The sequence below is a fragment of the Haloferax elongans ATCC BAA-1513 genome, from assembly GCF_000336755.1.
Classification (GTDB): domain Archaea; phylum Halobacteriota; class Halobacteria; order Halobacteriales; family Haloferacaceae; genus Haloferax; species Haloferax elongans.
Genome location: NZ_AOLK01000015.1, coordinates 257856 through 281087, shown reverse-complemented (window position 1 = coordinate 281087; position 23232 = coordinate 257856). Strand labels below are relative to the sequence as shown.

Here is a 23232-nt window from a genome sequence, read left to right as displayed (position 1 = left end):
AGCGCTACGACCAAAAAAGGACTTGGGCTGTGAAATACGTACGACAGCGTATCTCAGGGGAGCTTACGCCGAGTCAGCGGGGGCTTCGACCTCTGCCTTAGATGCCGCCGCTTCGACTTCGTCGTAGTCCGGCTCGACGCCGGGGTCGTCGCTGACCCACTCGTAGGTGACTTCGCCGTCCGCGTTCACGACGAAGACAGCGCGCTTTGCGACGTTGTAGACGCCGAGGTCCGCGAAGTCCATGTCGATGCCGAACGCATCGATGATGTTGCGGTTGGTGTCGCTGATGAGGTCGAAGTTGAGGTCGTTCTTCTCCGCGAACTCGGAGAGGGTAAAGGGCGTGTCGATGCTGATGCCGTAGACCGTGGCACCAACGTCGTCGAAGTTCGCCATCTGGTCGCGGAAGGTGCACATCTCCGTGGTGCAGACCCCGGTGAACGCGGCGGGGAAGAACGCGAGGACGATGGGAGCGTCGTCGAGGTTTTCAGAGAGCGTGAACTCCTCGATGTCGCCGTCGATGTCCGTTTTCGGTGCCGTAAAGTCAGGTGCAGTGTCGCCGACAGATACCATACAATAGAGGGGATTGACGGCACCTACTTTACAGCTACGGCATGCGGTCTTCGGGGCTGATTAATCGTGACTTATTTGTGCCATATGCTACCATCAGTCACAGTAGCCCCCGGCCAGAAGATATTTTACGTATTTCGCGGTCGCTCGGCCGTTAGCCCACGGCACACGGTACGTCCGAATGCCCGACATTCGTCCGTTCGTGAGGTCAGTGAAGGCAAAAAGCCTATAATTAACACAGGGTTAGGCAGAAACAGCGATGTTCGAGACCATCACCCCCCTGTTCCCGGGACTCCCGGGTGGGCCGGAGCTGATCGTCGTCCTCCTCGTGCTCATCCTGCTGTTCGGCGCGAACAAGATTCCGAAACTTGCGCGCTCTACCGGGCAGGCCATGGGCGAGTTCCGACGCGGACGCAACGAAATCGAAGAAGAACTGCAGCAGATGAACGGCGACGACGACGAGGACGCCACCGAAACGACGACCGAAACGTCGACCGAGACGGCGACCGAGTCGACTACCACGTCTGAGTAGTCACTGCAGCTCTTCTTCGTCTTCTCCGTCCAACCCCCCACGGGGGGTTGATCACGCGATTTTTGTCCACCCCCGAGAGAAATCACGGGAGGGCGTGTGGCCTAGTGGACAGGGCGAGAGGTTCCTAACCTCTCGATCGCGGGTTCGAATCCCGTCACGCCCGTTCAGTCACTTCGTTCCTTCACGGGCGTTCCTGACTCTCGTTCGCTCTGCTCACGAGAGTCCCGTCACGCCCGTCATCTTCTGCGAGCGGCAGCGAGCAGTAGTGACGGGCACGCGGGATTCGAATCAGGGAGCGAACGAAGTGAGCGACCGAGGTTCGAATCTCGTCACACCCGTTCAGTCACTTCGTTCCTTCACGGGCGTTCCTGACTCTCGTTCGCTCTGCTCACGAGAGTCCCGCCACGCCCGTTTAGTCTCGCAACCGTGACGAACAGAGGGTTGACGAACCGGTCGCAACTGCCCGAACCGATACGCTCACCACCCACACCCGACGACACCTTGTGTGACCCGGTACCGAAACGCTGCTGCCTTTCTCCTTCTCGCCGCTCTCTGGGGTGCATCGTATCCGGCGGTCAAAGCTGGCTTAGCCGGCATTCCACCGTTGCTCTTTGCCGCACTTCGATTCGACCTCGTCGGGCTGTTGGTCCTCGGATACGGTGCGGCTCGAAAACAGCGGTGGCGACTCAGCCGCTCTGACCTTCCGAGTGTCGTCGCGGGCGGGACGCTCTTTATCGCCGTCCACAACGGCCTCCTGTTCATCGGACAGGGGTACGTCACCTCTGCCGTCAGCGCCGTGGTCCTGAGTTCGATTCCGGTACTCTCTGCTGGATTCGCCCGTCCAGTGCTCCCCGACGAACGACTCAGTCCGGTTGCGCTCGCAGGCATCCTGCTCGGGCTGGTCGGCGTGGTCGTCGTCGCCAACCCCAACCCCAACGCCGTGAGTTCACCGAACCCGCTCGGAGTCGGAATTCTGGTGCTCTCGGCGTCGGCGTTCGCTCTCGGAGGGGTCGTCACCCGCCCGCTCCGAACGACGCTTCCGGTAGCGGCGTACCAGGGCTGGCTGATGTTGCTCGGGGGCGGACTGCTCCACGTGATGAGCCTCGTTCGAGGCGAACCACAGCACGTCGACCTGACGCCGACAGTCGTCGCTGCGTACGTGTATCTCGTCCCCTTCGCAGGGGCAGCGGGCTACCTGCTTTACTTCGAGTTGCTTGACCGACTCGGTCCGATAGAGATCAACCTCGTCGGCTACGTCTCACCGGTCTTCGCGGCGGTCGTCGGCTGGGCAGCACTCGACGAGGCGCTCGCACCCTCGGTCGCAGTTGGGTTTGCGATTATCGTCGTCGGGTTCCTGCTCGTAAAGCGGAACGCGATTCGTTCGGAACTGAGTGGGTGAACAGTCTCGAATTAGCTGTTGCGCCAGTAGTAGACAAGTGCACCGACACCGACAGTGTTGACGACGAAGTTCGTGATGCCGCCGACGACGGGGATGGCAGCGAGCACAGTCGCGGCGAACGCACCAACACCGAGGTGACCCCAGCGGGACGTGTCGACGTTTGCGGCTTCGAGGAGTCGCTCACCGACGAAGATGAACACGATTGCGCCGCCGAACAACGAGACGAATATCATCACGATGACGAGCGGGATGGCGAGGAAGATGCCGATCAAGGTGATGACGAGCGCGATGATGACGAAGATGAACGCGACGAAGACACCGAGTCCCCAGAGGAACGATGGCCCGGGCTTCTCTTCGATTGTGTCGATTACGTTCTCGGTGAAATCCGGCGCGAGTACGAGCAAGAGTGCACCGAGGATGAGCGTTCCGAGGAACGTCCCTGCGGCGGATATTGTGGAGCCGAAAAAGCGGGTGAATGCACTGGGGTCCGTTGGTGGCGCGATTGGCGTCTGCTGCAGGACGACGAGTGTGAGGTGATCCATGGCTGAATTATCTCAGAGGGATATCATAGTTATTCGCACCGGCTCGAAAGTGATGAGCCACCCACTCAACAGAACGTGCGACAAGGGTTGACAGCGAGTTCGACCGAAGTAACAACCCAAAGGGAATTGATTGCTGTTCATTCGTGGTTCGGTCTCCCGGTTTCCCACAGTAAATATCCAATTAAACAACTGAAATATCCGTCTTCGAGCGACTCGGCTATTAATAAATGGTTATAAAAAAGACACTTAAATAAACTTAAATTGTGAATTATTTGAGAAAAAGCTTTTCCATCACCCCGGATACCGGAGCACAATGGCAACCGAGGACGCCGATGGAACCGAACCCAAGGCGTTGGAGGGGGACGCGGAGTCGCCTATCGAGAGCGACGCCGATTCAACGCAGGAGGGGTCGAACGCCCGCGTCGGTGAGTACACGTGGGCCGACTTCCTCGACGAGTTCGGTGACGATGGCGATGTCGAAGCTCTCTATGGGTTCGACCCTCGCACCCGTGCCGACGTTCCGGGAAGTTCTCGCTGGGAAGACGGCGAAGAGCGAGAAATCCCAACTCCTGACCGCGACGACTGGACCGAAGTCAGTCTCGACCCCGAGACGTACCTCGACTTCCACCCGGTCGAGGTCAGCGAATTCGTCGGCAAGCGAGGTGCGCACGCGAAAGACATTCACGAGCAGTTTGAGGCGTTCTGTGACCCCGAAACCACACCCGTCGTCAAAGACGAGTGGATGTGGGAACACTACAAGCGCGAGTATTACTACGAGGACGACGGTTCTCGCCCGCGCGACGCCGAGGGTAACATCGAGCGCTTCGACAGCGAAGACGCCCTCGGATTCGACCCCTCGGTCATCGAGAACGCACTGGCACGCGGCGGAAAGCGAGCGAGCGAACTCGACGAGGTCGTCGAGGAACGGACCGTCGACGTCAAGCAGGACTTCGACGAGGACGAGTTCTTCACCAGCGTGGACGGAACCACCACGTTCGCGAATCGATACGACCTCGAAAAGTCCGTTCCGATGGAGAAGAAGACGCACTTCAGAGAGGTCGAACGCTACTGGGTGAACAAGCCCTACTCGTTCGTCATCATCTTCCACTCCATCAAGGAAAACGAGAAGAAGTACTACGTCGTCGAACCCTACCTCAACCGCATCGAAGACGACCTGACGGAGTTCCTCACTGGAAAGCTTCGGACTGCAATCAAATACGGCGACGAGGGACTCGTCAGTGGCGAAGGCGGCGAAGACAACCGCGGGCGAGTCATCGAAGCCCAGACGTACGAGTTGCTGTCGCGGTACGACCTCTACGACGCGCCGGCGACCGAGCGTGCTGCTGCAACCGATGGCGTCAACGACGGTGCCGAGAGCCTCACTGAACGACTCGGATTGGGTGGGCTTTTCGGCGGGAACAACACGGATGACTCCTCTGAGGTGGGGGAATCCTCGGAAGATACAGACGAATCGCAGGAAGGCGAGCGTGATGCGGGCGGGAGTGATGAAGGCGACCGTGCGGCGGAAGCCGACGACACGCCCGCCAACGCAAAGCCGAGTAAGGACTCCGGTTCACCACTTCTCGGCGGCGTCGCAGACCGCCTTGGTCTCGGCGGACTGTTCGGAAGTCATCCCGAACAACGGGGTGCTGGAGAACCACTCGGCGGAATCGAGGGTATCGCCGCCCGTCCCGAACCGGCGGTCCTCGCCGACGATACGGCAGAACTCAACGACTATCAAGTCAAGAAGCTCCAGTACTACCTTCGGCGCGACTTCATCGGCTACGAACGAATCGACGGTGTCAAACACGACATCAACGTCGAGGACATCTCGTGTGACGGCTACAACTCGCCGGTGTTCGTCTACCACTCCGACTACGAGCAGATTATCTCGAACGTCTATCACGGCGAGACCGAACTCGACGACTTCGTCGTCAAACTCGCCCAACGCTCCGGGAAGGGCATCTCGAAGCGACGCCCGCAGGTCGACGCGACGCTCCCCGACGGGTCACGCGCGCAGTTGACCCTCGGCCGCGAGGTGTCCGACCACGGGACGAACTACACCATCCGGCAGTTCAAGGACGTTCCCTTTACGCCAATCGACCTCATCAACTGGTCGACGTTCTCGCTCGAAGAGATGGCGTTCCTCTGGCTTTGTATCGAGAACGACAAGAGCCTCATCTTCGCCGGGGGGACTGCGTCCGGGAAGACCACGTCGCTCAACGCCGTGTCGCTTTTCATCCCGTCGAACACGAAAATCGTCTCCATCGAGGACACCCGCGAGGTCGAACTCCCGCAGCGAAACTGGATTGCGTCGGTCACGCGACCCTCGTTCGCTGACGACGACAAAGGCGACGTCGACGAGTTCGACCTGCTCGAAGCGGCGCTCCGCCAACGCCCCGACTACATCGTCATGGGTGAGATTCGCGGTGAGGAAGGGCGGACGCTCTTTCAGGTCATGTCCACGGGGCACACCACCTACACGACGTTCCACGCGGACTCCGTCGGCGAGGTCCTCAAGCGCTTCACGACGGCTCCCATCAACGTCTCGAAGACGATGTTCACGGCGCTCGACCTCGTGTCGATTCAGACGTCGACGCGGGTCGGCGGCAACAAGGTTCGCCGGAACAAGTCGCTCACCGAAATCAACCACTACGACCCCGAAAACGACGAAATCAACGTTCAGGATATCTACCAGTGGCAAGCGGAGGCCGACGAGTTCCTCCAGATGGGGTCGTCGAATACGCTCGAAGAAATCAAGTTCGACCGGGGGTGGGACCAAGAGACGCTCGACTTGGAGATGTTCAAGCGGCAGGTCGTCCTCGCGTACCTCATCGACCGCGGCCTCAACACCTACACCCAGGTCGCCGCGACGTTCCAGGCGTTCATCAACGACCAAGATACCATCCTCGGCCTGATGGCGACCGACGACCTCGAACGCAGTCTCGAAGACCTCCGCGAGATGGAGTCGGTCCACATCAACATCGACCCCGAAAGCGAGGAGATGGTTCCGCGGCCCGACCCACCGGAACACGTCCGAAAGCTCGCCAAGGAGATTCTCAAACGAGCCGAAGAGGAGCTCTTCCCCGACTACCGCGGGCGCGACGTGGGCGACGTCGCAGAAGCGCTCTCACACATGCGGAGCGAACCCGACATCGAGGCGGAACCGGGCGACCGGCCCGAAGCCGACACGCTCGATGACCGTCTCGACGCGCCAGCGCTCGACGAGGGCACCGACCGAAACGAACTCGAACGTGGCGACGAGACGCCAGCGCTCGACGAAGACGACGGGCCGTCCTCTCTCGAAGGCGAGTCGGAGACGCCCGCTCTCGAAGCGGGGGCCGACAGTGACGACGAGGACAGCGATAGCCCGGCCGACAGCAGTGTTCCAGACGACAGCGATGGCCCAGCAGACCTGTTCGACGCACTCACGAGCGACGAGTTGGAAGACGCTGCTGGCGAAGCCGGAATCGACATCTCGGACGGTGCACACTTCCCGGACCTCGACACCGACGACGTCGACCTCGGGGACTTCTTGGGTACGTTCGACGTGAATCAGCCATCCGCAAGTAGTGGTGGGTCGCAGGCGACCGGAGACAACACAGACACGCCTGTCGATGCCGATGGTGGGGAGACAGTCACCGACGCGAGCGAGTCGCCCTCGACGCCGGACACCGACGATGCAGACGGCGCCACCCCCGACGAATCTGCTGGCGACGAGAGCGACGACGCGTTCGGCGAGTTCGAATTCGCGGAGACCAGTTCTTCGTCGGATGAAGCAGAGACAGAGACTGAGTCAGAAGTAGCGTCTGAGACTGAGTCAGAATCGGAGTCTGGGTCAGACGACAAACCCGGTGAAGGTGAGTAGATGAGCAGTCTCGACGCAAACTCTTCGTCAGGGCTCGACCGGGACACCGACACCCTCGGTGACGCGTTCTATCCGCTTTTCAAGATACTGTTCGACGAGGATGGAGAGTTCGTCGCCGACGTCGAAGAGAAGCTCAAACAAGCTCGAATGCCGGACACTGTCGAACTGTATCTCTCGCGAGCGCTCGCGGTCGGCGTCCTCGTCGGCCTGTTTTTGTGGCTCGTCGGGATGCTCGTCGGCTACGGTATCTTCGCGCTGGGCATCCTCTCCGCGTCGGAGCTGAGCCTCGGCATCCCCGTTGCGAGCGAATCGACTGCGAACCTGCTCCGCTCGCTTGCGATGCCTGCCGCAGTCGTCATCTCGGGTCTCGTCTTCGGCTTCCTCGGATTCGGGATGGGCTTCGGGACGCTCGTTGCGATTCCGTACTCGACGGCGTCCGCGCGGAAACGCGAGATAAACATGCTTCTCTCGGACGCTATCTCGTTCATGTACGCCCTCTCGGTCGGTGGGCTCAACCAACTCGAGATTCTGGAGGCGATGGCCAAGGCGGACGACACCTACGGAGAGGTCGCCCGCGAGTTCCAGAGTATCGTCCAAGAGACGGAGTACTTCGGCACCGACTACCGAAACGCGATTCGCCAGCAGGCACTCATCACGCCGTCACACGAACTCTCGCAGTTCCTGACGGACATGCTCTCTATCGTCAACTCCGGCGGTGACATGGAGGGGTTCCTCGACGACAAGAAAGACAAGCACCTGCGGACGGCGAAACAGCAACAAGAACAGACGCTGGATACGATGGAACTGTTCGGAGAGATGTACATGACGCTCTCTCTGTTCCCGCTGCTTCTCATCATCATCCTCGTCATCATGAGCATGCTCGGGAAGGCACAGCAGGAACTCCTCTATGCGACCGTGTACGGTCTCATTCCACTGACCGGCGTCGGGTTCCTCGTACTCGTCTCGACGGTCAAGCAGGACGAAATCGGCGACGGCTACCTCTCGCCGGGAGACGGGAGCGACCGGCTCGAAGGGTCACAGCGGGAAGGGCTCGTCCACATGGGCCTCGTCGAATCGTACATCGGTGAGTTCAGCATCTTCTCGCGCATCAAGAACCGCGAGGGGACGTTCAAGACGAAGCAGTTGCTGCGGCGACCGCACATCTTCTTCAAGCAAAACCCGCTTTTCACGCTCGTACTCACGGTCCCCACCGCGACAGTCATCGTTACCGTTGCGGCCCTCGGTGGGTCTGCGCCGACGTCGTGGGAGGGAATGGTCAACCGGCCCGTCTGGGGGACGTTCATCTGGTTCTACGTCCCGGTGTACCTCGTCGCGACTCCGTTGGCCATCTTCCACGGCTGGAACGTCCACTCGCGGACGGCCATCACCGGAAAGCTCTCGGACAACCTTCGAAAGCTTTCGAGCGCGAACGACACGGGCCAGACCCTCCTCGAATCGATTAAGACCGTCTCCGATACGTCGTCCGGGAAGCTCGCCGACGAGTTCGACGTGATGCACGCGAAAGTCCACTACGGGATGAGCCTCAGGGAGGCGCTTATCGAGTTCAACAACAAGTACCACATCCCGCGACTCGCCCGGACGGTGAAGCTCATCACGAAGGCACAGGAGGCGTCGAGCCAGATTACGGAGGTACTGACGACCGCCGCACAAACCTCCGAGAACCAAGACGACATCGAGCGCGAGCGCATCGCGCGGACTCGCATGCAGGTCGCCATCATCCTCATGACCTACGTGACGCTCTTGGCCGTGATGGCGATTCTGAAGACACAGTTCCTCGACGTGATGTCGGGGCTCACTTCGCAGGCATCGGGAAATAGCGGTGGCGTCAGTGGTGGTCCGAGCTTCGGCGGCGCTATCGACTCCGACTTGCTCTCACTGCTGTTCTTCCACGGAGTCACGCTGCAAGCAGTGCTCTCTGGGTTCATCAGCGGGTACATTCGCAACGCCGACCTGCTGGCGGGAGTCAAGTTCGTCGTCATCCTCCAGACGCTCGCGTTGGCCGTGTGGACGGTGGTCGGCTGATGTCACACCGCGGACAGACGACACAAGACTTCGCAGTCGGCGTGAGTGTGTTCCTCTTGACAGTCGCCTTTCTCTTTGCCTTCCTCCCAGGAGTTTTGACGCCGTTCGAGGCAGGTCCCACAGCGTCTGAGTCGGCACAGGCTGGTCGGGTAGCGACCACGATTCACACGAACATCACGGTCGCAGGGTACGAAAACAAACTCGACCAGACTGCGGCAGATGCGTTCTTCGCGCCGACCCCCACTGGAAACATGTTGCGCACTCGCCTGTCGCTTCCGGAGAGCGCCAGAGTCAACGTTACCATTCGCGACAGTAACGAAACAGTCGTCGTGCTCGACGGAACGACGTTCTCGGGTGGTGAGCGATACACCGGCCAACCCGCCGCACGGACGACACGTCTCGTCCGACACGGCAGCGAGACCTACCGACTGGAGGTGCGTGTCTGGTGACGGACCGACTCCGCGGGCAGGCGTTCACGCTGGAAGGATTCGTCGCGTCCGCGTTCCTCCTCACCGCGCTGCTCTTTGCGCACCAGTCGTTGGTTCTTTCACCGTCGACTGGTGGGACCGTCGACGCCGAGACGCAGACGCAACTCCGGCACCAGGCACAAGACGTTCTCTTGACCGCATCCAGTGCGGAGACAGAGGACCTCTCGTACACCGTTCGCCGGTGGAATCCGGACCGTGCAGCGTTCATCAACGCGACAAACCGACAGGCAGGCTACGGTGACGGCGTTCCGGAGGGAGAACTCGGGGAGTTACTCGTCTCCGTCTTCGGGGCCCGCGGCCGGTCGTACAACGTCGTGTTAGTCGCACGTGGAGAAAATGGGGGGCAGGTCACAGAGCCACTCGTCTGGCGTGGGCCGCCGGGTCAGACCGCAGTGACGGCGAGCTACAGACTGACATTGTACGACAACATGACACTGACGAGTAATCAGTCACCAACCACCGAGTTACACACCTACAGCCACACTGACCCCGGGTCGAGCCGAGGGTACTACCCGATACCGAACGCGGTCGACGGGCCCGTGTACAACGTCGTGGAGGTGCGATTGACAGTATGGTGACGGACGAACGTGGGCAGTTGTTGCTCGTCGCTGCCATCACTGTCGCGGTTTTCATCGTCTCGTTTTCGGTCGTTTTCAACAGTGTCGTCTTTACAGAACAACGAACCGGTGGCGACGCCGACGTCGCTGCGAGTGGTGCAACACTGTTCAACCACGAGGTTCGAGAGACGACATCCGAGCTATTGATACGTATCAACCACGCGTCCGTCTACAACGATTCGAGTGCAATCCACGATGCGGTACAGAACAACACGAGCCGATACAACGTCCTCCTCGCCGAATCGTACGGTGACTCGTCTCCGGTGTCGGTGAACGTCACCTACGACGAGGTGAACAGTACACTTGGGAGTCGGGTCGTGCAGCGTTCGGACGGCTCTATTGACCCGACATCGAGCGTCACAGACCGCGCTATCGGCTGGTTCACGCTCAACGTCAACGCCTCAGAAACCGAGTCGTTCGAAGTCACTGTCGACAATCAAAGTAACAGCCTGACGTACGATATCGAACGGAACAGCCGCGGCCCGGGGCTAAACATAACTACGAGTGGATACGCTCCGCAACCGACAGTGACGTGCCAGCAGACGGGCGACCGCGTTCTCTTCGACCTCGTCTCCGGGTCGACGTTCCGAGGCAATTGCACGTTCCCGTCGTTCCAAGAAGAACTCACCGGACCGTACGACGTGACGTTCGACGGAGGAACTGACGAGACCAGCCTTCGGTACGAACTCGTCGTGAACGGAACGGGAACTGGCGTGGGTGCTTCCGACTGTTCTGTGGTCGGTGACCCCACTATCCCCTGCCGGTCGGACGCTGTCTGGACTGCGCACGTCGTAACCGAGTACGACCGGTCGCGTGTCTCGTACGAGCGCGCACAGAACGTGAGCGTGTACGGAGGTGGCGTCTGATGGTCGTCCGAGACGATCGTGCTGTTTCCACGACTGTTACTCACGTGCTCGCAATCGCCATCGTCACGGTCTTACTCAGTGGGCTGGTCGTGAGCGCCAGTGGTGCCCTCCAAGAAGAACAAGAACGAGCCACCAGACAAGAACTGAACACGGTTGGTAATCGAATCGCCGCTGGCATCGCTAGCCTCGACTCCGTCTCGGAGACGGGGGGGACAGTCTCGCTGGAACTCCGACTTTCCAGAAAAATCGGGGGCGAATCGTACACCGTCTCGCTGCAAGATGGAAGTGCGTGTTCCGAGGAGGCACTCGGGGCTGACTCGTGTCTCTCATTGCGAACAGCGTCTGGCGAGGAGACCATCCTGGTGCCAGTAATGAATCAGACGCCCGTCTCTATCGAGGAACGAGCGCCTGGCCGGTTCCATCTCCAGACAGAACCAACGACTCGTGAGATTGAACCACGCAACCTGAACGAGCGGTCGGATGTGTCGCCGAACATCGGTGTCGGTGCCGGCGTCACACGCTCGATAGTGGCTCAAGAGCCTGCCGAACAGCCTCGGCCGATTGCGGGCTTCGTCTTTGACCCAACTGCACCCGAACCTGGTGAGTCAATCTCGTTTAGCGCATCCACGTCTGAAGGGCTCGGAACCACGCTGAGTGACTACGATTGGACGTTCGACGGCGGGACACCGAAATCAGGAGAGACCATCTCTCACTCGTTTGCGACCCCGGGGGTTCACCCGGTGAACCTCACCGTCAGCGACGACGACGGCCGGTCCGACAGTATCGAGAAATCTGTTCGAGTCACTGGCCTTGTGTACAACAACGACGTGACTACGACGGACCTCGAAGGCGACGGCACCGATGCAGGGGTGCAGATGAGTTTCACGAACACTTTCGGGACGGCAGTGACAGTGAAGCAGATTCAAGTGAACACGAGTGACGACGTGACACTCCTGACCGACAGGCTGTACGACCCGCCACCGGAAGGTGTCGAGTTCTACACGACCGCCAGTGGCGAGGACCGTCGAGTGGACTACGGCGGTGGAGAGTCTATCCCCCGTGCTGGTCTTATCATCGACTTAGAGGCGAAGGAAGACGACGATGACGAGGGCTCGATAGAAGTCGACGACGGCGACGACATCACGCTGTACTTCAACGAGTTCGCCGACGAGAACGGTGACGTCGATATGTCGGGCGAACCCATCGTCGTCACGGTTCGGTACGAGTACAGTGGGACCAACTTCGTGACGCGAGTCGAGGTGACGCCATGACTCGCGACCGCGGTGTGAGCGAGGTCGTCTCGTTCGTCCTCGTGTTCGCGCTCGTTACGACGTCAGTCGGACTGGTCTCTTCCCTCGGGTACGTCACGCTCTCTGACTTGCAATCCGCCCAACAGGCAGACAACGGGGCGCTGGCGTTCGAAGTCCTCGCGGCCGACATAGACGCCATCGAATCGGGGCGGGCCGAGACACAGAGTGCTGATGTCGGGACGAGTGACGGGTCTCTCGGGGTGAATCCGAACGAGACGGTCGTCGTCACCATCGACGGGCAGACGTGGAACGCTTCGGGGTCAGTGTTTTTCCACAGTGACGACGCACGTGTCTCGTACGAAAGCGGAGCAGTCGTCCGCCAGTCCGAGGACGATGCCGTGATGATTGCGCCGCCAGACTTCACGTGTCGAGACGGGGCGGCGATCGTCTCTCTGGTCGATATTGAGACGACTGACTCGTCCAGTATCTCGGGAAGTTCTGTCCGTGTTATCACCCGTCGACAGTCGAGTAGGCTACTCTACCCTTCCAGTCGAATTCCAATAGGAACGGTCACTGTCAACGTCTCTGTGCAAGGAGATAGTTCCGATGCGTTAGCGCGGCATTTCGCTGGAGGCGACTGGGTCTACGACTCCGGGACGGAGACAGCGTCGTGTGAAAACGTCGACCGAGTCGTCGTTCGGAAAACAACGATTTCGGTCGAATTCCGCGTCTAACGCGGTTTATTCACCGAGTTCGACGTCGGTGACTGTCACATCGACGATGTAATCGAGGCGAGTCTCTTCGTCCGGCAGGCCGATTCGGTAGAGTGCGACGATTCGGTTGTACGTTTGGTCCCCGTTGGGATACTCTAAGACGACGACGACCTCGTTGCTCTTGAGGTCGAGCGTGTCGTTCGCGTGCAACAGACCGTCGAACGTGTCGTTTCGCAGGTCGTCTTGCCACCACGCAGATTTGCGGTCGAGCAGTGACGAGACGTTATATCCGTCTCGGTAGAGTGTGATATTCGATGGTTCGTCAATGGTGTCGACCGAGCTGTTCACCAAGTCGGTACAGCGAACTTCGCGGTAAGTTCGCGTGTCGTTCGAGTGGACGACGTTCGTGAGTTCGAGCGCCTCCGGTTCGCACTCCATCGTGACGGGCTTGAGGGTCGTCACCTCACCGTCTTGGACATCCTGCGAGTAGCTGAACTGGCCCGGAGCGGCGGGGTCGTTGACGTTGAGAACCGTCGTATTGTTGGTCGTAGTGCTCGCGACGTGACTACTTTCCCCGACGATTCGCGGATAGTAGGTCCCGCCACCGACGTTGTACGCGACAGACACGGGCTTGCGGACGATTTGATTCGACTCTGCGATGGTCTTGAAGATCTCGTTGAATACGTCGTCGAGGTCCTCGGGGTCCTCTGCGTGACTATAGGTGCCGCCTGTTTCGTTGGCGATGTCCTTCAGTAGTTGTGGGTCGAAATTCGACTCTGAGCCAGCCCCGACGGTGTACACCGTGATACCATCGTCACCGATCTCGTCTGCGATGTCGACTGGTGTCGCATCCGGGTCTTGGTCGACCGTCGGTTGACCGTCACTGAGGAGGACAATGACGCGTTCGTTCGAGGGATTTGCTTCGAGGTCGAGCATGGCGTGGCCGCGGCGGAGCCCGTCTTCGAGGTTCGTTCCGCCATCCGTCTGGAGCCCGTCGATGCTCGTGTTCGTGTTGGAGAAATCACTCGTCATGTAGGTCGACTGCGACGGTTCTGAGTGGTACGTGGCACTCCAGTTGTAGCCCACGACACCTGCGCTGTCTCGACTGTCGTTCATCAACCCGACGAACGACTTCGCAGCCAGCTTCGTGTTTTGCATCTTCGATCCCGCCATCGACCCGGACTCGTCGATGACGAACACCACATCGATTGGCTCTCTGAAGGTGACGTCACCAGGTACGGATTCGATTTGGCTCACTTGCGGGCCGCCACCTAACGGGGTGACGTAGACACTGTAAGTGACGTTCTGTGCACCGTCCTTCTGGACGCGAATAGTCTTGCTCGTGTCGTCGACTTCCAATGCACTCGCCGGGACGATCTCGTTTCGGCTGTCGTTTGCTTCTGGTGGGAGGTCGTTCGCGCCGAGTTGCAACTCGACAGTTCGACCGGTCCGTTCCAGTGCGCTTTCTTCGGGGTCGAATTCGGTTCGGAGGTGTTGTTCCCACGCTCTCGCGAAGTCGCTCTCGACGGTGATGGTGACATTGTTCGGTCGGCCACAGTCGTGGCTGGTGTCGAACAGCGTGTCGGTGATGTTTGCGGACGTCGCCGCAGATGTGTCGAGGTTCTTCGCCACTTTCGTCTCCGCTCCCGTGACTCGTCCGGTGACGTTCACGACCGAGATATCGACTGTTCCGTTGGCGTAGGTCACGTCCGGAGGAGAGAGGACCGCAGCAGTGCCGCCACCCGACACTTCGAGGATACCGCCGCCTTCGTACGCAACCGTTCGCCCGTCTTCGGTTTCGTATCGGATAGACGAAAGTGGCACTGTCGCAGTACACTGGTCGTTGATACTGACGGCCAAACTCCCATTTCGTTCGACGCGCGCGTGCTGTCCAACTTCGGTCCCGATTCGAAGTTCGCCCCGGGTTGCGGCCTCACCCCTGGTCAGTGAGGTCATCTGAACGTCAAGCTCGGAGAAGGCCATCGAGACTGACTGTCCTTCGTTCTGCGACGTCACGTCGTCGAGCAGGCTCCCACCGACAACGAGCACCGTCGTCATCCCAGCGAACACCATCCCCAAGAGGAGAACGTACCCAAGGACTTCCGACGCTGCACGAACGTCAGTTCGAAGCCCGGTCATTTGCAGCACATAACACAGAGAATGGGTTAAATCTGCCGTCAAAGAGTGTCACAGAGACTGACAGAACGGTTTACGGGCTATTCAGTTGGTCCTACATAGACCACCGGGTTGGTCCGACGAGTCAGGTGTCGCGGAGAATAGTGGACTCGCCGGGAGTCCCGCGAGCGTACGCGAGTAGGACGTCGGCGAGTCCACGAACGACTGGAGGGAGTGAAACGACCGAAAGGAAGTGAGTGGACTCGCCGGGATTTGAACCCGGAGAAAGACGTGCTCGCTCACTCCGTTCGCTGCGCGCGACTTTCAGGGCTTCAAATCCACGCGCTCGCAGTGGCGAGCGCTCGGCTCGTCAATTTCTTCACTTCGTTCAGAAATGGACTCGCCGGGATTTGAACCCGGGGCCTCTCCCATGCCAAGGGAGTGATCTACCCCTGATCTACGAGCCCGCTAACGCATCTTCTCATTTCCCGGTCGAATAAATAAGGGCTTCGAATCGTCGGACGGCTGCGAGACACTGGCGTAGTCGAAACCGAACCACCGAACCACAGACACACGCCGCTGTAGCGTCTGTTTCGGGAGAACCGGACTGGGCGATGCCCAGTCGGAGCGAACGACAACCAACCGTTCGGAGTGAGGTGGATTCCGACCCGTCACACGCACGAGTGCGTGCGGCGGGTGTCGAGTGGCTATCAGTCAATCGGGTGGCGGCGACAACCATGGTACGACTCGACTCCGGGGCATCGGTCAGAACCAACGCCGAGGTTGGTGTCGAACCTCGGCACGGATGGGCATCGAGTCTTGGAGTTGTGGTTCGCCGTCCACCTCATATACGTGGTCTCGCAGATGGCAATGAGTTCCAGTCGTTAGAATTAGAAATATATTTGGCATTGTATAGATCGTCCATGGACGAGACATCTGTTGATGGGAGGTTCAAGAACCTGTATCTCTGAAAATATAGACTGATTTGCGAAGAATCCTTGTAGAAACCTTTTCTCATCAATCCTTATTTTATTCGTCCATTTTACAGTTAATTTCATTCCAAATAAGCATACAAATCATGTTCAAGACTCTATCGAGGTGTACGATGCGGGCCAGTACGTCGTACTGACAGGCAATCAGATCGGTCCCTACGATACCGTCAGAGACGGTCATCGGACCGGAGACGACGTCGAGGGCGCGCCAAGTGACATCCAGCGGGAGTACCTACCGACACGATCTGATTCAGTCGAGACAGTGACGAAACAGTCACGGTTCGATTTGAAATCGGTTTCACGTGACTCAGTCAGTGTCCGAGCCGAAGACGTCCGTCGGACGCTGGAGGAGTATGCGAAGGACGGTCATCCGGAAGCACAACGGGCACTGGGTCGGTGGGACTCACCTGCTGGCTCCGACGCCGGATTCCCCTCGGCATCGGAAGCAGACATGGCACTGGTAGCAGATCTCGCATTCTGGTGTCAGGAAGACGCACCTTTGATCGACGACTGTTTCCGCGCATCGAACCGGATGCGAGAGAAGTGGGATGAGGTTCACTACGCTGACGGACGGACGTACGGGGACGGAACCATCCAGACAGCCGTCCGGACGAACTACGATACGTTCTCGGGTCACTACGTCCAGCACCGATGACTCGGGGATACTCACCACCGAGGGTCGAAGTGGTCAAGTACGCCATCCGAACCAACGGTGATCCTGAGCCTGTGATGGTGAAGACGGAGATGGTGGAGACAGAACAAGCGAAACTGTCCGACTTCACCGAGAGCGATACGCAGTCGGAAGTGTACATCCCACCCTGCTTAAAAAAGCAGTCCGAATCGGGTTCTGAATAGGGCGAAAACGGCGTATCAGGCCTTCTACTCCCCGAACCACGATGTGTATAGTGTACAACTGGAAGGCCCCGTGGGGGACCCACCGGAACGCCCCAGTCTGGCCCGAACCGAAGGCTGGTGTGTGGCCGAACATGGGTACAGATGTCCGAAGAAACGTGATACGCTGGTTGATGGTCTATCTCTTCCCGACCTCTACTGATTCGTGAGTGAGTAGATACGACATCCTTCAACAACCAACCCGTGTTTTCTCGCTGTAGAGTCCGGGAGAACCTCGCCCTACGCTCCCATCTGCATAATATCAGGTAGGTATACTCTCGGCTCTGTGTACCAACAGTCGTCTATTCAATGAGGCTATTTTTGCACAGTCAACCGACTGGGGGAATGTTCCTCTATCCATTCTGTTGTGGCATCTGAAAGGGGCCAGTTGATGACACAGATTTCCTCGACATAGGAGTCATCCTCGATCTTGGTGATGATCTTTTCGTCAGGGTCTACAATGATTGCTGGTCCTTCCATCCGAGCGGGTGGGACTGGAGGATCGATTCGGTTCGTCACAAGGTGGAGAGTTCCATGTTCGGTGTCTACCGAGTGGTCAGATGGTTGTGTAATTCCATCCACAAGATCTTCGCCCAACCCCTTAGCGACTGTTTCAGCCATATTCTGCCTATGTGCTGCAATGATCCCGTCTTCGTATGGCCCCTCTTCCATCTGCTGAAGTAACCACTGGAGAGCAGCCCTTCCTTTCTGCTTTTCGTCTTCTTCTGTCCGTTCAAGATCAAGGTAGTAGCGGTTGCGGGAAGTCATGGTCAGCCATTCAAACAGGATTCAGAAATAATTGAGGGGAGACTTGACGAGTTGTGAAGACAGTGCGGTAGTTAATCAAAACCACCGCGTTCACCCTCTAATAACCCCTATCAAAGGGTTTTCAGACCTTCCATGGGATTGTTTGCGAGATACATGTTTTCGGATTCCTACGACAGTCAACTACAGTTCTGGGACCCTATGTCGTAGTTGGAAAGAGCATACCAGTGTTCAACCAACCACGAATTTTCTCGCAACACCCGCCCTGTGCTTCCGAGTGGGTGGAGTCTGCTGTATAAAAAACGGTCACTTTGATTAGGCCATGATAAGAATGACTGGCTATCTCACGAATGTCTACTGAAGGGACCCAAACCGAATTCGACTTTTCTGAGTTCGAGACAGAAGTAACGGAAGCCGACGAAAACCGGATTATCGAGACAATTGCGGACAGCATCGGACGTCTCCGAGATCAAATTGATGACGACTTTCTCCACGGGATGTTTCAGCATGAGTCTGGTCGGTATATTTTAAAATCACAACACACAACGGATCAACTTGACCCGGAACCTTTGACGAAGAACCGAGTAATTGAACCACTCCTCGATACGCTCGGATACGAAGACTATGGCTATGAGGCCGGGAGTTTTGCTGAAGAAAGAGGTGAACAAGCCGACTACGCAGTTTCCCTTCGAGACATCGCTACAGTAGATTCGACCCGATTACTGATTGAAGCGGAGCCAGTCAACAAACCTCTACAAGATCGCGGTCACGGGCTTGATCAAGTCGAGAGTTGGCTTAGTCAGCGAGAGTTCGAGTCTGATTTCGGATTTGCGACGGATGGCGTTCGGTGGATATTCGTCCGGTACGATCCCGATTCATACACTCACAACATCATTGGTGAAGTAGATCTTCGCCCTGTTTTCCTCACTCTGTTCGAGAATGCTACAGCGGTGAGCCCGGAGGCACCCACCTCTGTCGTAACCGAGGAGCAGCGTGAACTCATCTCGACTCTACTCCGCACATTCAACTACGAGAACTTTGTCTCGATTATCGGTGATGCTCAGACTGTACTCAGTGAAAAGAAGGAAGCGATCACTGATGAATTCTATGAAGACTACATACAGATCGTATTCGGCGTCTCTGGAGGAAGTGATGAGCGACGTGCTCGAAGTCTCATCGGAGAAGGTGGTATCGAATCGCCTGAGGAGGCAAATGGGGATGACGTTCGGTTGTTTGCCGTAGAGTTGATGAATCGATTGATCTTCGTCAAGTTCCTCGAAGACAAGCGAATTGTTCGACAAGACTTACTCGACACGTTGGTAGAAACCTACGAGCAGGGCATATACCCACAGTCATTCTACAAAACCTTCCTCGATCCGCTATTCTATGACGTCTTCAACGAGAAACCCGAGCGTGATCCGCAAATCGAGAATATCGACGTCTTTTCTGACATTCCATACCTCAACGGTGGACTGTTCCGGCCAGAACTGAATGGCTCCTCGACGATAAATGAGCGAGACTTCGACGTGAGCGATAGCGTCCTTGAATCGATTATTGACTTACTCGAACGGTATCGCTTTTCGACTGATGGTGGACCAACCGACATCGATCCGAGTGTACTGGGGAGTGTCTTCGAGAAGACAATTAACTATCTGACAACCGATCCGGGCGACCAGAACAAGGAACTCGGCGCGTACTATACCCCAAGTGAAATCACGCGGTTCTGTGCCGAAGAAACTGTTCGACCAGCCCTCTTGGAGCGGTTCAAAACGGTACTCCGTGAGGAGCGTGACTGGCCCGAAGCCGAACTCCAGCAATACGATGCGCTCTATGAACTGATTGACGGAGTACCGGGTTCAGGTCCTCTTATCACCTCGCTGCTTTCCGAAGTTGATGAGCTCTACGTAATCGACCCGAGTATGGGGAGCGGACACTTCCTGACGTCAGTAGTAGAGGAGATCGTGAACGTCCGGCAATCACTCTACACTCGGCAGGAGCCAGAAAACTATCCGAGCCGTCATCGGCTCAAGAAGACGACTATCCAGAACAACATCTATGGTGTGGATATCATGGAACCGGCAGTCGAAATCGGGAAACTCCGACTCTGGCTGTCGATTATTTCCGAACTCCGCGAGGAAGACAGAGAAGATCTGGACCTCGAAGAAATCGCCCTCCCGAACATCGGGTTCAACGTTCAACGAGGAAACAGCCTCGTCGGATACGTCGATTTCCCCGAAGAAACCGATAACGGAGATCAGACCTTTGAGAACTTCAACGATAACAGTGTCCGAGATCGCTACGACGAAATCATTGAGCAGATCGAACTGTATGAGGAGAGTGCTGCGTTCCCTGAGAAGGCTGAAAAGCACCGAGAAAAGGCAAAGGAACTTCAACAGAAGCACCGGAAGTCGTTAGACAAGGACTTTCTCCACGAGTTTCAGGTTGCTGTTGACGATGCAACCGAAGATGATCTATCTGATCAACGTCCGTTCCACTGGATGCTTGAGTTCCCGTCAGTCTACGCAGACGGTGGATTTGACGTCATTGTCGGGAATCCACCGTGGGACGTGCTCTCTGCAAACCGCGAGGAGTTTTTCTCTCGATACGACGAACAGTTCCGCTCGTACGGGCCGGAAGTGAAGAATGATAGGGAGGCTGAACTTCTTGAACAGGACTCGATCTCCGGGGCTTACGAGAGGTACCAGAGGAATTTCGATCTGAGGGCCGAGTACTTCAACAACAGCCCGGACTACGTGCTCCAGAGTTCGACGGTCGCGGGTAACACGATGTCTCGGGAAAACGATCTGTCCGTACTGTTCTTGGAGCGGATCTTCTCTCTGACTCGGGAAGATGGGTATGTCGCTCAGATTCTACCGGGATTCATCTTCAACGGTGGAGCGACGAAGGGCCTGCGCATGCACCTTCTGGAGAATACCTCTATGGAGCGGTTAGTCATGCTGGAGAACAACGGCATTTTCCCCGGTCTTCATGGTCAGGCGAAATTCGGAGTGATTGTTTTCCGAAATTCCGGTTCGACAGACCAACTCAAAGGGAAGTTTGTTCGAGGTGATACTGAGATCTTCAAATCGATTGACTCCGAAGCAGTCACCATTCCAGATGACGTTCTGGTACAGTTCTCTCCCGAGGCTCGTAGTTTCCCGTATGTCGAATCTAAGGAGCAGGTTGACATTCTCCGAAAGATCATACAGTTCCCACCAATTGGAGTTGAGACTGGTGATTCTTGGTTTGTTCACCCGTATCGAGAACTTGACCGCGCAAATGATTCTGACCGGTTTATCGAGGACGAGTCTGCCGGTGATTATCCAGTGTATGGCGGAAGCAACATCTACCAATACACTTACACGCCAGACTTCGTTGATGACATAGATTCCCCTGACCTCTGGAGCGTAGACGAAGACAAAGATCCAGAGAAGAGCGCAAAACGGCGGATTCGGGAGAAGTGCTTCCGGTCACGAGATGCGATGGTCAGTCCAAAGAAGGCTATCTACCAAGCCTTCGATGGATCTGGTTCTCAGAAAGGGTTCGTAAATGAACTGCTGAACGAACGTCGTGGGGACCCCCTCTCGATGGATGATGTACTTCTGGATTGCACCGAATATCGACTCGCATTCCGGAACATCACGCAGTCAACCAACGAGAGAACGATTATCAGTTCGGCCATTCCGAAGGGCATTGTCTGTCACCACGCTCTCAACACTATTCGGCCCTACAAGATAGAACCATCAGAGGCAGATCTGGAAGAAGACCCTCTCCACAGTATCTACGAACGGATCTTCACTGACCAAGAACTGTTTGTGGCTCTCGGGCTGCTGAACAGTCTCCCATTCGACTACCTGATGAGAACCAAGACCGAAGAGAACGTTGTCATCTACAAACTGGTAGAGGCACAAGCGCCCCATCTTACCGAAGGTGATGACTGGTTCGAGTTTATCTGGCGAAGGTCAGCCCGTTTGAATTGTTACGGTGAACAGTTTGAGGAGATGCGCGAGCGACTGGACGACATTGAGCCAGCGACGGATGAGGAGACACGAACCGAGTTACACGCAGAAATCGATGCTGCTGCCTTCCACGCTTACGGACTGGACCACGAGGAAACAGAGTTCGTACTTGATGACTTCTACCAAGTGCAGAATCCTCGTATGATGACTGACGAATACTTTGATCTGGTGCTGGAGAAGTACGACGAACTCAGTGGTTAAACATCGAGTCTGACGGTGCCATTAGTGTTTCTCAAGGATATGGTACTCTTCTTGAGGATTCTCTGAATCCAATTCAATTACCTTCTCGCCTGCTTCTTCAAACGAAAGGTCTGTTGCCTCAATGATATACTTGTTTGGCTCTGCCCGAGCCACGATGAAATCATTATTACTCATGCGTTAGTTCAGGATACTCGAAGATACGAGTACTTTGGGTTGATAAAATCCACTGTGTTTTCTGGCGTGTATTCCGGGCACAATCAGAGTCTTTGCGTCTAACCACGTCAGGGGCGCGGACGACTCGGACGATATGCCGAATAGTTGTTGCCCGCACAATTAGAACGCTTGTTCGTGGTCATCGAGTTTCCGAGGTGCGCATGGCAGTGTTTTCCCTACAGATCGGCTGCCACGAAAGTACTCGTATCGAGCAGTAGAGGGGCTAAGACGCCGGGAAAAGGTTTTAGTGGCTACCACTCACACTTAGACTTGTCCGCTCACACTTGCAGTCCGCTTCGGGCCCACTCACACTGGACGGACGACACAGGTGATATAGCAGAAATCGGCTCGCTGTCTGTCGGTTTCCAACTGAGTGGGAAAATTATGGACTCGCCGGGATTTGAACCCGGGGCCTCTCCCATGCCAAGGGAGTGATCTACCCCTGATCTACGAGCCCGCACTCCCTCGTAGTCGTCACCCGTTTAGAAGCCCTTCGATTCGACCGCGCAGCGAGTCGAAACCGTTTAAGTCTCGGCACGAGGAGTGACGCATGGGAATCCAGCACGGCCGTAAATCTGACTCGCCCAATTTGGGCTTGGGATTGCGGTAGTGCCCCAGCAGTCGCGAGTGCGACTGCGGGGTACTCGTTTCTGCGGTCAGTGCGGTTCCAACCCGCAACAATGGCACGAATGCACACCCGCCGACGCGGCTCGTCCGGTTCGGACAAGCCCGTGGCAGACGAAGCACCGGAGTGGAGTGACGTCGACGCAGCAGACATCGAAGCACGCGTCGTCGAACTTGCCGAACAGGGGAAGGACCCGAGCCAGATTGGGCTTGCCCTGCGTGACGAAGGCGTCAAGGGCGTTCCGATTCCGGACGTCAAGCTCGCCACCGGCAAGAAAGTAACCACCATCCTCGAGGAGAACGACGCCGACCCCGAACTCCCCGAGGACCTCAAGAACCTGATGGAGCGCGCCGTCCGTCTCCGTGACCACATGGAGACCAACCGTCAGGACAAGTCCAACCGTCGCGCACTCCAGAACACGGAGTCCAAGATTCGCCGTCTGGTCGCCTACTACCGCGGCAACAAGCTCGACGAAGACTTCACGTACAACTACGACGTCGCCGTCGAACTCCTCGAAGAGTAACTA

17 protein-coding genes and 3 tRNA genes are annotated in these 23232 nt (G+C 57.2%); 13 read left to right on the top strand and 7 right to left on the bottom strand.

What is annotated here, in order from left to right; translation table 11 throughout:
* Positions 1-63 precede the first annotated feature (63 nt).
* Positions 64-570: a redoxin domain-containing protein gene (locus tag C453_RS08070; RefSeq protein WP_008323786.1), complete on the bottom strand. Its 507-nt coding sequence runs from the start codon at positions 568-570 to the stop codon at positions 64-66.
* A gap of 256 nt (positions 571-826) precedes the next feature.
* On the opposite strand from C453_RS08070, the gene C453_RS08065 reads away from it, so the two are divergent.
* The 3 genes from C453_RS08065 to C453_RS08055 all read left to right on the top strand — a co-directional run bounded on the left by C453_RS08065 (position 827) and on the right by C453_RS08055 (position 2498).
* Positions 827-1099 carry a Sec-independent protein translocase subunit TatA/TatB gene (locus C453_RS08065; RefSeq protein WP_008323785.1) on the top strand — a complete coding sequence of 91 codons (273 nt, stop codon included), beginning with the start codon at positions 827-829 and terminating at the stop codon, positions 1097-1099.
* A gap of 90 nt (positions 1100-1189) precedes the next feature.
* Positions 1190-1262 (top strand) — tRNA-Arg (locus C453_RS08060).
* Between the two features lie 342 nt (positions 1263-1604).
* Positions 1605-2498: a DMT family transporter gene (locus tag C453_RS08055; RefSeq protein ID WP_008323783.1), complete on the top strand. Its 894-nt coding sequence runs from the start codon at positions 1605-1607 to the stop codon at positions 2496-2498.
* Between the two features lie 11 nt (positions 2499-2509).
* On the opposite strand, the gene C453_RS08050 is transcribed toward C453_RS08055, so the two are convergent.
* Complete coding sequence (locus C453_RS08050; protein ID WP_008323778.1) at positions 2510-3040, bottom strand: hypothetical protein; 531 nt, start codon at positions 3038-3040, stop codon at positions 2510-2512.
* 313 nt (positions 3041-3353) lie between these two features.
* Here C453_RS08050 and C453_RS08045 point away from each other — a divergent pair, with 313 nt between their 5' ends.
* The 7 genes from C453_RS08045 to C453_RS08015 are packed head-to-tail and all read left to right on the top strand — an operon-like array spanning position 3354 to position 12906.
* Positions 3354-6908, top strand: a complete 3555-nt coding sequence (locus C453_RS08045) for a type II/IV secretion system ATPase subunit (protein ID WP_008323777.1) — start codon at positions 3354-3356, stop codon at positions 6906-6908.
* The gene (locus C453_RS08040) at positions 6909-8951 is read left to right on the top strand and encodes a type II secretion system F family protein (RefSeq protein WP_008323776.1); all 2043 of its coding nucleotides are present in this window, start codon (positions 6909-6911) and stop codon (positions 8949-8951) included.
* Positions 8951-9400 (top strand): DUF7287 family protein, encoded by a 450-nt coding sequence (locus C453_RS08035; protein ID WP_008323775.1) that lies wholly within the window; start codon positions 8951-8953, stop codon positions 9398-9400. Before C453_RS08040 ends, C453_RS08035 begins: the two co-directional genes overlap by 1 nt.
* Positions 9397-10017 (top strand): DUF7288 family protein, encoded by a 621-nt coding sequence (locus C453_RS08030; protein WP_008323774.1) that lies wholly within the window; start codon positions 9397-9399, stop codon positions 10015-10017. The genes C453_RS08035 and C453_RS08030 overlap by 4 nt, the downstream gene beginning before the upstream one ends.
* Complete coding sequence (locus tag C453_RS08025; RefSeq protein ID WP_008323773.1) at positions 10011-10922, top strand: hypothetical protein; 912 nt, start codon at positions 10011-10013, stop codon at positions 10920-10922. Before C453_RS08030 ends, C453_RS08025 begins: the two co-directional genes overlap by 7 nt.
* Entirely contained in the window at positions 10922-12193 is a 1272-nt protein-coding gene (locus tag C453_RS08020; RefSeq protein WP_008323772.1) for a DUF7266 family protein, read from the top strand. The genes C453_RS08025 and C453_RS08020 overlap by 1 nt, the downstream gene beginning before the upstream one ends.
* Positions 12190-12906 (top strand): DUF7289 family protein, encoded by a 717-nt coding sequence (locus tag C453_RS08015; RefSeq protein WP_008323771.1) that lies wholly within the window; start codon positions 12190-12192, stop codon positions 12904-12906. Before C453_RS08020 ends, C453_RS08015 begins: the two co-directional genes overlap by 4 nt.
* 6 nt (positions 12907-12912) lie before the next feature.
* Here C453_RS08015 and C453_RS08010 read toward each other — a convergent pair whose 3' ends face one another.
* Positions 12913-15024 carry a vWA domain-containing protein gene (locus C453_RS08010; protein ID WP_008323770.1) on the bottom strand — a complete coding sequence of 704 codons (2112 nt, stop codon included), beginning with the start codon at positions 15022-15024 and terminating at the stop codon, positions 12913-12915.
* A gap of 371 nt (positions 15025-15395) precedes the next feature.
* Positions 15396-15467 (bottom strand) — tRNA-Ala (locus C453_RS08005).
* Between the two features lie 631 nt (positions 15468-16098).
* Between C453_RS08005 and C453_RS08000 the strand changes: the two genes are divergently transcribed.
* The gene (locus C453_RS08000) at positions 16099-16647 is read left to right on the top strand and encodes a phage NrS-1 polymerase family protein (protein WP_008323769.1); all 549 of its coding nucleotides are present in this window, start codon (positions 16099-16101) and stop codon (positions 16645-16647) included.
* Positions 16648-17198: 551 nt separating this feature from the next.
* Here the strand turns inward: C453_RS08000 and C453_RS07990 are convergent.
* On the bottom strand, positions 17199-17651 hold the full coding sequence (locus tag C453_RS07990) for a hypothetical protein (RefSeq protein ID WP_008323766.1): 453 nt from the start codon (positions 17649-17651) through the stop codon (positions 17199-17201).
* Positions 17652-17998: 347 nt separating this feature from the next.
* On the opposite strand from C453_RS07990, the gene C453_RS07985 reads away from it, so the two are divergent.
* The gene (locus tag C453_RS07985) at positions 17999-21868 is read left to right on the top strand and encodes an Eco57I restriction-modification methylase domain-containing protein (RefSeq protein ID WP_008323765.1); all 3870 of its coding nucleotides are present in this window, start codon (positions 17999-18001) and stop codon (positions 21866-21868) included.
* Positions 21869-21889: 21 nt separating this feature from the next.
* Here the strand turns inward: C453_RS07985 and C453_RS20170 are convergent, their stop codons facing one another.
* Together C453_RS20170 and C453_RS07980 are read right to left on the bottom strand one after the other, a co-directional pair.
* Positions 21890-22042, bottom strand: a complete 153-nt coding sequence (locus tag C453_RS20170) for a hypothetical protein (protein WP_160163391.1) — start codon at positions 22040-22042, stop codon at positions 21890-21892.
* A gap of 424 nt (positions 22043-22466) precedes the next feature.
* A tRNA-Ala gene (locus C453_RS07980) sits at positions 22467-22538 on the bottom strand.
* A 223-nt stretch (positions 22539-22761) separates the two neighbouring features.
* On the opposite strand from C453_RS07980, the gene C453_RS07975 reads away from it, so the two are divergent.
* Positions 22762-23229 (top strand): 30S ribosomal protein S15, encoded by a 468-nt coding sequence (locus tag C453_RS07975; protein WP_008323764.1) that lies wholly within the window; start codon positions 22762-22764, stop codon positions 23227-23229.
* Positions 23230-23232: the final 3 nt, after the last annotated feature.